2 protein-coding genes are annotated in these 2383 nt (G+C 37.7%); both read left to right on the forward strand.

Annotation, left to right across the window (positions count from 1 at the left end):
• On the forward strand, positions 1-1651 hold a 1651-nt coding region (locus AB1397_00330; GenBank protein MEW6481452.1), incomplete at its 5' end, for an ATP-dependent DNA helicase RecG.
• Positions 1652-1784: 133 nt separating this feature from the next.
• Complete coding sequence (locus AB1397_00335; GenBank protein ID MEW6481453.1) at positions 1785-2198, forward strand: hydrogenase iron-sulfur subunit; 414 nt, start codon at positions 1785-1787, stop codon at positions 2196-2198.
• The last annotated feature ends 185 nt before the right edge of the window (positions 2199-2383 follow it).

A 2383-nucleotide genomic window follows, 5' to 3' on the forward strand; every position in this document is an offset into this window, starting at 1 on the left:
CCTTTCTTTAGAATGGGGAAGGTTTGGCCAGAGGCTATTTAGAAGGATTACCAGGAAGATTCTGGATATTTACAAAGACAAAATCCCAGATTCCTCCTTTGAAATAGCAAAATCTTTTGGTTTTATTTCACAAAAGGAGGCAATCTTAAATATACATTTTCCCAATACCTGGGAGGATTACCAGAAGGCAAGGAATCGGCTTGTCTTTAATGAATTATTCCTCCTCCAGCTTGGGCTTTTAATCAACAAAAGAAGAATAGGCTTAATCTCCCGAGGATTTGTCTATCAAAAAATAGAAAAAGGCCTTGAATTTCCCTTTGAATTAACCAATGCCCAGAAAAGGGCTATCTCTGAGATAGACAAAGACCTATCTTCTTCCCATCCGATGAACAGGCTTCTTCATGGTGATGTTGGTTCAGGAAAGACGGCTGTTTGCTTGTCTGCTGCCTATCGGGTTGCTTGTTCTTCCTTTCAAGTTGCCATAATGGCACCCACGGAAATCCTGGCTGACCAGCATTACCTTACTGCAAAAAGGCTAATTCCAGAGGAAATCGGGGTTGGAATATTAAGGAGCGGCTTAGCTCAAAAGGAGCAACAAGAGACAAAGAAAAAAATTGAAAATGGTGAAATAAAGATTATAATTGGCACGCATTCCTTAATCCAGGGGGATGTAAAATTTAAGAATTTAGCCCTTTGCATCATCGATGAACAGCATAGATTTGGTGTCTGCCAGAGGCAGGCATTGATGGAAAAGGCATCCTCCCTTTCTTCCCATTGGTGTGACCTTTTGGTGATGAGCGCAACCCCCATTCCAAGGACAATTGCCTTAAGCCTTTATGGTGATATGGATATATCCTGCCTTGATGAGATGCCAAAGAGTAGAGGAAGAATAATTACCACCATAAGGTCAAACAATGACCTTCCCAAGATATACGAATTCATAAAAGAAAAGGTAAAGGAGGGAAGGCAGGTATATATTGTCTATCCATTGATAGAGGAGTCAGAATATGTCTCATATAAATCCTGTAAGCTACATTTTAAAAAGCTCTCTTTGCTTTTTAAGGATTTTACATTAGGTCTTTTACATGGACAATTAAAACCAGATGAGAAAGAGGAGATTATGAGAAAATTTGCAAATGGCGATATCCAGATCCTTGTTGCCACAACAGTCATTGAGGTTGGCATTGATGTTTCTAATGCATGTATTATGGTAATAGAGGATGGTGAAAGATTTGGCTTATCCCAGCTCCATCAGTTAAGGGGAAGAATTGGAAGGGGCCAATTTTCCTCCTATTGCATTGTCATCACAAAGGAAAAGATTGCAAAGATTATAAGGGAGAATATCCCTTGTGATGATGAGGATAAGGAGGCAGTAGAGAGGCTTAGGGTATTTGTAAGGGTTCAAGATGGATTTAAGCTCTCTGAGTATGATTTAAAGCTAAGGGGTTCTGGTGAGCTATTTGGTGAGAGGCAGCACGGTATATCAGAATTAAAGCTTTCTGACCCAATAAGGGATTATAATATTTTAATTAAGGCAAAAAATGGTGCAAAAACCCTCCTTGAAAAAGACCCATTATTGCAAGAAAACCCTGCATTAAGAGAGATTTTTCTTAAAACCTTCAAAAACCCCTCTATTGGGATGGTGAGGTAGGATTTAAGGAAAAATTTACTTGCTAAATTGAGAAAAATAGGTTATACTTAATTCCACAACGCTTTACAAAATTTAGAATTCAAAATTTCGTATTTTGTAGCTTTCCAGAAAGGAAAGACAAAAAAGGCATTAAATGAAAGAACCTAGGATCATTGCATTTTTATGTAATTGGTGCACATATGCGGCATCTGACCTTGCTGGGACATCTCGGCTAAAATACCCTGAAAATATAAGGATAATCAGGGTTCCCTGTTCGGGAAGAATAGATTTTAATTTGATTCTTAAATCCTTTAAGGAGGGATTTGATGGCGTGATGATCTCTGGTTGCCATCCAGGTGATTGCCATTATGTATCGGGAAATTACTATGCAAGAAGAAGATTTGCTATACTTGCAAGGCTTCTTGAATTTATAGGTATAGAAAAGGAAAGGCTACAATTTTTTTGGATATCGGGCGGAGAGGGTGTAAAGTTTGCAGAAAGCGTTTCTAAAATGGTAGAGGAAATAAGGAACATTGGGCAATTTGAGGGATTTAAGGATGAAAAATAGCCTGGTTCCCATTGAAAGGATAGAGGGCAAGATTCTTGTGATAAGAAATAAAAAGGTGATGTTATAGTATCTTCCATTACTTAGTGCAAAAATAGATAGGGTTGTGTTTATCTGTTAAAAATTCATCCACCTTTTAAGAAATTTTGAATTCTAAATTTTGAATTTTGAATTGAAAAAGGTTAAGT

The organism is bacterium (assembly GCA_040756715.1).
Classification (GTDB): domain Bacteria; phylum UBA9089; class UBA9088; order UBA9088; family UBA9088; genus JBFLYE01.

Excerpts from the sequence above, each read along its gene's own strand:
- AB1397_00335 (MEW6481453.1), top strand. The coding sequence starts at position 1,785 with ATGAAAGAACCTAGGATCATTGCATTTTTATGTAATTGGTGCACATAT.